The organism is Fibrella forsythiae (assembly GCF_017353175.1).
In the GTDB taxonomy this organism is placed as follows: Bacteria; Bacteroidota; Bacteroidia; order Cytophagales; family Spirosomataceae; genus Fibrella; species Fibrella forsythiae.
Window position 1 is genome coordinate 1 of record NZ_JAFMYW010000031.1, and the last position, 7,404, is coordinate 7,404.

Sequence of the window (7,404 nt, forward strand, 5' to 3'; positions counted from 1 at the left end):
CGGGGCCGGGGGCAGCGATGTGCTGCCTGACAAAGGTCTTTAAGAGCGAGTGGAAGGTAGCCATCAGCTAGAGGCGACTGGTTGAGTGAAGGAATTCGATGAGCTTGTTTTGCACCAGCAGCTTGTGATAGCGAGCCAGTACGGGCAATAGGGGCGGTTGCTTGCCCGGCTCCGTCCAGGGGTGCACGTAGCCCAGGTAGAGCTCCGTATCAGGATCGTACTTGATCAGGCCCAGCAGCTGGGTGACCGGCTTACCAAAGCCGTCCAGCTGGGGCTCCTGGGTTTGCCTGTGCAGCTCGCAGGTGTGCTCGTCCAGGTGCAGCCAGTGGAGCGACTCACTAGCTACCGATTGGAGATTGGGGTCCACCGCCTCCACGTAGGGGCAGATTGGGCTAGTCATGAAAGTGCTCGTCTAAGGGGTTCTTAAACGCTGCTTTCAGGGCGGGGATCACCAGCGAGGCGACCAGCAGCCCGATGACGGTCAGGGCCAGGGTGTTCATAGCGAGGGCAGGGGGATCTTGGCTAGCCATAACACCTGTTCGTAGTGATCGATCAGGGCGTTCAAGGGCACTGACAGCAGGTGCGCGTCGGGATCTTCGCAGTTAACGATCAAACTTTCTACGGGGTCAAGGCTCAGCTCTACGCCGCTAAAGGGCCGGATAGACAGGGTCATGTTCTTACCTTGTTGCCATAATTGGCGCTGCTGGTAGAGATCGCGTAACCGGCGCAGGACCAGTTGCAGATCAGGGTCGTGAGTAGCCACCAGGGGCCGGTTGGCGGCGCTGGGCTTAAGGCGGGGGCTAGGCATGGGGCTGGCGCTTTATGGCGGTGAGCTGATCCCGCATTAGCAAATCGTACAGCGTGGCGCTGGTGGGCGAGCCGTTAAGGCGTTCTTTGAGGCGCACTCTGGCCAGGATCTGGTAGTCCTGGATCTGCTTGAGGCGGAGGCTGGGGCCGCTAGGGCCACTAAGGCCATTGGCTGGGGCGGGGCTGGCGCTTTGGGCCGCCCTGATTACATTTGTTCCGTTCATGTCTAGAACACGATTTGGTTATGGCCCCGGCTCTGTCTGCAAACAGGCCGAGGCTTTTTTATATGAAATAGGCTTGACTAGAAGACTAGGGCTTAATCAATAAGGGATGGATGACTAATAGCGACGCGCTGAATCAGTAGCTGCATACGCTCGCTCAGATTGACTATCTGTTGGCTAGTGAGCATATCCAGATACCAGCTCAGGGCCACGCTACACAGGGCATTGAGCGCAGGGTTCGATAGGTGCGTTTCCAGCAGGGCAATCGCGTCCAGTACGTGCTCTTTGGTAGCCTCATCGGGTAGCGGTAGAGGGGTGGCTTGTAACCCACATTCTGTTAACGAAGCGGCTCTGGTCACTACGTCCACTGTCAAATTAGTAGCATTCATACCGCTGGGCAGGGTATAGCTCGCTAAGGGCGAAGCCTTGAGAGGCGTCTTCATGCGTGGACGTGTGGGTTATAAGCCTCCAACCATTCGCATTCTCCAACGGTCGCCGAGTTAATACCCGCCCGTTTGGCCCGAAATGTTTGATCCGTAATTTGGTGGGCCTCACAGAAGTCCCGACGGGCTAAAGCCCGTAGATTAGGCGATATCCGCCTATAAGCACGGCTCAGCCGTTCACTCAAAGTCTCTACTGGCGTAGCCTCCCTTTCTTCATTTGTTGTTGCCATGTCGTATGTTTGCTTGTCTATTGTTGAGCAAATATATATCCATGGATATATTATAGCAAGCGTTTGGCAAAATAAAATAGTATATAATATAAATGTATGATTGTAGAGGTGAAGGACTGGGCTACAGCTGGCGAGAAAATAAGCTCAATAAGAAAGGCTAAAGGACTCAATCAGAGCAATTTCGGTAAACCTCTTAAAATACCTCAAGGTAATCTGTCAGATTATGAGAAGGGCAAAGTAATACCCGGCGATCGTATAGTAAAGGATATAATAGAGTTGTATAAAGTAAATGAAGGGTGGTGGGAAACAGGAGAAGGGGAGATTTTATTGGAAGAGAGCCTAGGGAAGCCCAATATGGTAGCTTCACTCTCTGGTAGTAATGCAACTCAATCAATTGTGAGAGAGATCCCTGGGACAAACTCACCAGATTATGTGCCCTATTATGATGTAGAAATTACTGCCGGGCGACTAGAGGAGCTTTTCAACGACAACCAGAAGTCGCCTCAAGGCTATATTTATGCGCCCCACTACCGTGGTTGCATCGCCTGTCATGTAAAGGGGGATTCGATGAATGACCGCATCTTTCCCGGCTCCCGGTTATACGTCTATTACCTAAAGAACAAGAAGTACATCGACTTTGGACAAGTGTATCTGGTCGTACTTGAGGGCTATCGTTTACTGAAGTACATTGATCCTGATCCCACCGACGAATCGCGGGTTATTTTGCGCTCACACAATGAGGAGCAATACAAGAACTGGCCTGTCGAGAAAGCTGACATTCTTCATCTGTTCCTAGTCAAGGGATACGAAAACCAAAACGCGAACTAGCGTTTCAGAAGCTAATAGAACTTGGGGGTAACTGCATTTCGCTTCAGGCTGAACAATCCCTATGAGCAAAATGCAGCTGCTCTGAAAATAGGGCTATGCCAGCGGCCCGCCCCCTTTAGTGGTCAACTAAACGCAGTGCAATGGGACTATTTGACATATTTAAGCGGAAGCAGGTCGCGCCGAGCAGTGACCAGCCCTCGTTAACCAGTTTTGGCTATTATTACCTGTATGGCTTTACCGATAAGCCCAACATGGTAACAACAGACCACCACTTAGTAAAGGAGCTCTACCGAAAGGTCATTGGTGAGATTGGCGGCATTGCCATCAGCAATTCGTTTCATCCCTATTTTATCGTTAATCAGAAAGGAACCTCTGTGTGGCAGGCGGCATATGTGAAAGCGTACGTTGATCAAAACCGCGAGGCATTGTTTAATAATATACGGGAGAACAACGCTGTATACACGGTTGATACGGCAGCTATCTTTACCGAGTTCAATCTTTGGCCCGACAGAAGATTAATCTACGAGGAAAATCCCCTATTCAGCACATATGTACCTTTTATTATCCCTTTTCTGGTGCACAAGTCTGCTAAAAGAATCAGGTGGGATCAGCAAATCGAGCAAGGTGTTGCCCGGCAGGGCCATGCGTCCGATTATGTGGAAAGCATTAATAATAGCATCCGCTTTTTCATGCCTGAACCAGCCTTCATCATTGGGTTCGATGAATTTGACGAAACAAATCCGTCAAAACTGATTGACAACTTCATAAAGTGTAAAAGCATGTTCTCAGGCCATTGAGTCCAAGGCAAGATAAACTAAAGCAACGACGCCTCCCTTGCGTGCATGGGATAGCTACCGGGTTGATGATTCCCAAATCGACCCTGCGAAATGTGGTGCTGACGCTGGGCAACTCAACGTTTCGACTAAAATATAGCTACGTGACTACAGTGAGTGAGCAGCAGCTGAGCCAGGCGTTGTCGAGGGTGACCGGTGAGCTATATCCGATGCTCGTAGAAGCCCTGGCTTAAAGAAAAAGTTAGGTAAATGGTGCCCTAAATGCCCCCCTTTATGCTAATCTGTCCTGCACCATTTAGGATGCCATTTACCCCATACTAAGGCACTATACGATTAGTATAACTTATTGATTATAAGATAGTTGTTTTTATATCAAAAATTGTCTTCAAAAATTGCTTCATAATGGAGCAATTAAGTCCATTGTCAGGAAGCTAATTCTATTGCGCCCGAATAGAGAGAATGTTAACCAGGTCAGAAGCATAGCTACAAGTCGGCCCTGCCTCTCTGACTTTATAGCGAATCCATACAAGAGCCGGATAAGCCAGTTTACCGGCGTTATCGTAGGGGGCTGGAAGATCAAAGCTAGACCCGAGCAGGAGCTGGCCCGTTTCGGTTTTAAGTTCGTAGCCCTCTCTACAGCCCGTGTACGGCGGTGGGCGATACCCGATAATGGTTGCTTTGATCTCTTGGGGCTCCACTGGTGTCTTGTGACAGCTTAACAAACAGGCCACTGATAGCAGGATAGTAAAGCGTTTCATAACGAGTACGTTTTCTCCTATGGATCCCATTTGTAGCCCGTTGGTTGTATGACCACTTTAATCAGCTAACGGACTATCTGGTAGTAGTAACATAGTGGTTACGTTCAGAGGCTATTTTTGGGGATAATCCCTTAAAATGAAAGGGCTCTACAAATTAGCTTGAAAAAGTACAACCAACAGGTAGCCAGTCAAATTGCCTTATAGTGTTTGTCACAATACAAACGAACGTTTATAGTGGAACAAGCGTGACTTATTATAATTGACATTAGCACAGACAGTAACAGTGTAGATTGATTCATAGGAGGGCCACATACGATCTGCGGATGCAGGCCAGGGACCTTGCTTACCGGATGGCTTCGTAACCGTAGGCGTTCAACCCTGTGGTGGCTACTACCCGCCCTTTGCTGCCGCCCTGCCCCGGCACTGCTACGCAGATGCCGTAGAACCAGGCTCCTGAATTCTGCTTCAGATCGGGCGACTCCATCCGCCACAGATGCTTGCCGGTACTGGCATCGATGGCATGAAGTTTACCGTCGCCACCACCCAGAAAATACAATACACCGTTAAGGTAGGTCAACGACGTTGAACTGCCGGAGCTTTGCTCTTTCCAAAGCTGCCGCCCGGTGACTGGATCGAAGCAGTACGTAAACCGGTCTCCATTGTTGCCGTAGAGTTTACCCTCGGCGATCAGCAAACTGGAAAAACTTTCCGAAAAGAAACGGGTCCATACTCTCTTGCCCGTCATCACCTCGAAGCAGTACAACTCACGCATGGAACTGAAATACATGTACTGCCCGTGCAGGGTAGCACTCCAGGCCCCTTGTGTGCCACCCTCGTTAAGCACCACCCGGTCATAGACCCAGGTACGTTTGCTTAGGTTGTACAATGCACTGAAGGTGCGGTGCTGAAGCGGCTCCTGATCCAGCACCCGATCATAGCATAGCAAGTTGAGAAGCGTATCACCCTGCGCCATAAAGGGCGTAATGGCTCGAATCATGCCGTAGCCGTTAAACCACATTTTGGCTACCTGGCTATAATTGGGAACAAGCAATGGTGTCTCTGGCTTTGCCACCGACAGATCACCGATGTAGAGGGCCTCAGGACTCGTTTGTAACTGGCTGGAAGGCCTGCCCGAGGTGAAGTACAGGTTACCTATCCCCCCCGCTATAATGCTACGATAGAAGGAAGACTGATATTTCTGATACGTTTTCCCTTCCGTTAAAGCGATGGTATAGGCATTGTCGGCAAAGGGAAAGAAGAACTTTCCGTTGTACAGATGATACCCACCAGCATAAAAATAGATTGGGTCTGGATAACCAGGATTACGGGCCAGGGTAAGCAGATCCTGCCATTGCCAAGTCAACTGACCACTCAGCGCATCGACCGAGATAAGCGACCGCTGTTTACTCAGATTTCCGCCAACTAACACCTGACTCCTGTTGTAAACTATTGGAGCTTTAACAATTACTTCGGCTAATTCACCATCATCTGATATAGGCACTTTCCATTGCTGGGGTAGCTTAACGATGACCCCAGCAGCATCCAGCAACGTATCCTCTTCCTTGTGGCAACTAAAACATAGCATGCCTATCGTTAGAAGCTGTCCGATGAGGAGGAGTAATCTATTGCTGAGGCGATGGCTTGATAGCATGGCGGTGTAACAAAAGAACTATCTGTCCTGCCTGCCATTTCGGCAACTAGACGCTTGTATAGACGTTACTAATTCCGTTGAATTCGTAAAAATATACTTGATTTTTAGTATGAAAAAAATGCCCCTATATGATCTTCGCTATACTGCATCCAACGTACAGGAGGGGAAAGAGGTATTTATTCAGATGATTAGACATCCTGTCATCCTCTTGCATTAGTTGCATCCATATTAGCTTTCAGATGTACACTAAAAGAACTTGCTATACGACTAGGTGACATTTGTTAATTTATTCAACTATTGATAGGCTGATGAACCAAACCCTCAGGCTTCCAAAATACTGTCACAGTACTTGTATCAACTTTTTGCCGGGCCTGTGCAAGATCGTAATTCTCCTGCACCGTCAGCCAAAATTCAGGCGACGTATTGGCAAACGCAGTGCCTAAACGGATTGCCATTTCAGGCGAAACACTCTGCTTGCCGTTAATGATGGCAGACAACGTTTTGCGCGTTGTACCGATACCGGCTGCTACCTGGGCAACAGTCAGTTTCTCGCCGGTTTCCTCAAAGATGCCGTTAAGGGTTTCGCGGATCAGCTCACCGGGGTGTGCGGGGTCAAATAAAGCCATGATCTATATGTCTGTTCAATGATAGTCTAAATAATTCACGTCGCACGCATTCTCGCCTTCAAAGCGGAAAATGATCCGATAATTGCCCGATACCTTCACCGCATAAAAGCCTTCATAGTCGCCCGTTAATGCATGAAAATTATAACCGGGCTGGTTCATCATCTGCGCGTTTGTGGCGGCATCGAGGCGGGTCAAGATCGTCTTGATCTTTTGAACGTGCTGTTGTTGCAGTTTCGAGCGGTCGCCCTTGGTGGCGTAAAGTTCGAGGGCTTTGCTGCGGTAACTGATGATCATAACGCAAGTGTAACCTGAAACGTGTCACGTTGCAAGCAAAATCAGTATAATCGGTTTAACTTGTTTGGCTCTGTAGTATACCAAAGTATTGAGGTTTAAACGTGGTTTTCTCTGACTTTACAAGTCTTAGACGGACGTCTTTGGAACGCTACAGAACAATCTATAGCTTGGTATAGCCCTGAGCCATTCATAAAGTCTACTTATCAGGCCAGGGTCTGAAGCCGTTTTTACAAAGAGCGGGCATACCCGATGAGCCGATCACCGGCAGCAACTTCCATCATTTATAGCGTCCGATTAAAGTTAGCGAAGCCAAGAGGCATAGTAAATACTCGCAGGCAGGAGCTTTATCCACCAATAAGTAGCTCACTCAACGAAATGGTATGACTACGATTCTTTCCGGCACGCCCCTGGCTCGCCTGGCGACCCTGATGGCGCTGCCCCTCACGCTGCTCACCGCCTGCTCGAGGCCCGATCTCCCCGAGCCTGGCTTAGTGACGCCCGCCCAGTACTCGCTCAAAGACATTCGGTATTTCTTGGTTCAGGGTGAGGGCGTCGATACGACGATCCGGCACCTTCCAGGCACAAGCGTGCAGAACTCAGGTAACCTGGTTGCTACCAGGCAAGTAGAGGATGGCTTTGGGGAGCTGGTAAAAACCTCCCGCTTCACCCTGGAGGGAACAGGCCAGCTGCCCGCCGACGTAGACCTGAGCAGCCTCCGGCTCCGCGTACCCCATCACTGGTACGGGAATGGA

At 49.5% G+C, this 7,404-nt stretch carries 12 protein-coding genes; 4 read left to right on the plus strand and 8 right to left on the minus strand.

What is annotated here, in order from left to right; all coding sequences use genetic code 11:
* Window positions 1–67 precede the first annotated feature (67 nt).
* From J2I46_RS32260 to J2I46_RS32275, 4 genes are all read right to left on the minus strand, one after another.
* Window positions 68–400, minus strand: a complete 333-nt coding sequence (locus J2I46_RS32260; protein ID WP_207333240.1) for a hypothetical protein — start codon at window positions 398–400, stop codon at window positions 68–70.
* A 96-nt stretch (window positions 401–496) separates the two neighbouring features.
* On the minus strand, window positions 497–808 hold the full coding sequence (locus tag J2I46_RS32265) for a hypothetical protein (protein WP_207333241.1): 312 nt from the start codon (window positions 806–808) through the stop codon (window positions 497–499).
* The gene (locus J2I46_RS32270; protein WP_207333242.1) at window positions 801–1,031 is read right to left on the minus strand and encodes a hypothetical protein; all 231 of its coding nucleotides are present in this window, start codon (window positions 1,029–1,031) and stop codon (window positions 801–803) included. Before J2I46_RS32270 ends, J2I46_RS32265 begins: the two co-directional genes overlap by 8 nt.
* A gap of 92 nt (window positions 1,032–1,123) precedes the next feature.
* The gene (locus J2I46_RS32275) at window positions 1,124–1,471 is read right to left on the minus strand and encodes a hypothetical protein (RefSeq protein ID WP_207333243.1); all 348 of its coding nucleotides are present in this window, start codon (window positions 1,469–1,471) and stop codon (window positions 1,124–1,126) included.
* Between the two features lie 326 nt (window positions 1,472–1,797).
* Between J2I46_RS32275 and J2I46_RS32280 the strand changes: the two genes are divergently transcribed.
* The 3 genes from J2I46_RS32280 (at window position 1,798) to J2I46_RS32290 (ending at window position 3,556) form a co-directional block, all read left to right on the plus strand.
* Entirely contained in the window at window positions 1,798–2,529 is a 732-nt protein-coding gene (locus J2I46_RS32280; protein ID WP_207333244.1) for a LexA family transcriptional regulator, read from the plus strand.
* 251 nt (window positions 2,530–2,780) lie between these two features.
* Window positions 2,781–3,326: a hypothetical protein gene (locus J2I46_RS32285; protein ID WP_207333245.1), complete on the plus strand. Its 546-nt coding sequence runs from the start codon at window positions 2,781–2,783 to the stop codon at window positions 3,324–3,326.
* A gap of 65 nt (window positions 3,327–3,391) precedes the next feature.
* Window positions 3,392–3,556, plus strand: coding sequence for a hypothetical protein (locus J2I46_RS32290; protein WP_207333246.1), 165 nt, complete (start codon window positions 3,392–3,394; stop codon window positions 3,554–3,556).
* A gap of 204 nt (window positions 3,557–3,760) precedes the next feature.
* Here J2I46_RS32290 and J2I46_RS32295 read toward each other — a convergent pair whose 3' ends face one another.
* The 4 genes from J2I46_RS32295 to J2I46_RS32310 form a co-directional block, all read right to left on the minus strand.
* The gene (locus J2I46_RS32295; protein ID WP_207333247.1) at window positions 3,761–4,081 is read right to left on the minus strand and encodes a hypothetical protein; all 321 of its coding nucleotides are present in this window, start codon (window positions 4,079–4,081) and stop codon (window positions 3,761–3,763) included.
* Window positions 4,082–4,424: 343 nt separating this feature from the next.
* On the minus strand, window positions 4,425–5,666 hold the full coding sequence (locus J2I46_RS32300) for an outer membrane protein assembly factor BamB family protein (protein ID WP_207333248.1): 1,242 nt from the start codon (window positions 5,664–5,666) through the stop codon (window positions 4,425–4,427).
* A 356-nt stretch (window positions 5,667–6,022) separates the two neighbouring features.
* The gene (locus J2I46_RS32305; protein WP_207333249.1) at window positions 6,023–6,358 is read right to left on the minus strand and encodes a HigA family addiction module antitoxin; all 336 of its coding nucleotides are present in this window, start codon (window positions 6,356–6,358) and stop codon (window positions 6,023–6,025) included.
* A gap of 15 nt (window positions 6,359–6,373) precedes the next feature.
* Window positions 6,374–6,652, minus strand: coding sequence for a type II toxin-antitoxin system RelE/ParE family toxin (locus tag J2I46_RS32310; RefSeq protein WP_207333250.1), 279 nt, complete (start codon window positions 6,650–6,652; stop codon window positions 6,374–6,376).
* 380 nt (window positions 6,653–7,032) lie between these two features.
* Between J2I46_RS32310 and J2I46_RS32315 the strand changes: the two genes are divergently transcribed.
* Window positions 7,033–7,404 (plus strand): hypothetical protein (locus tag J2I46_RS32315; protein WP_207333251.1); only part of this gene is annotated, 372 nt, incomplete at its 3' end.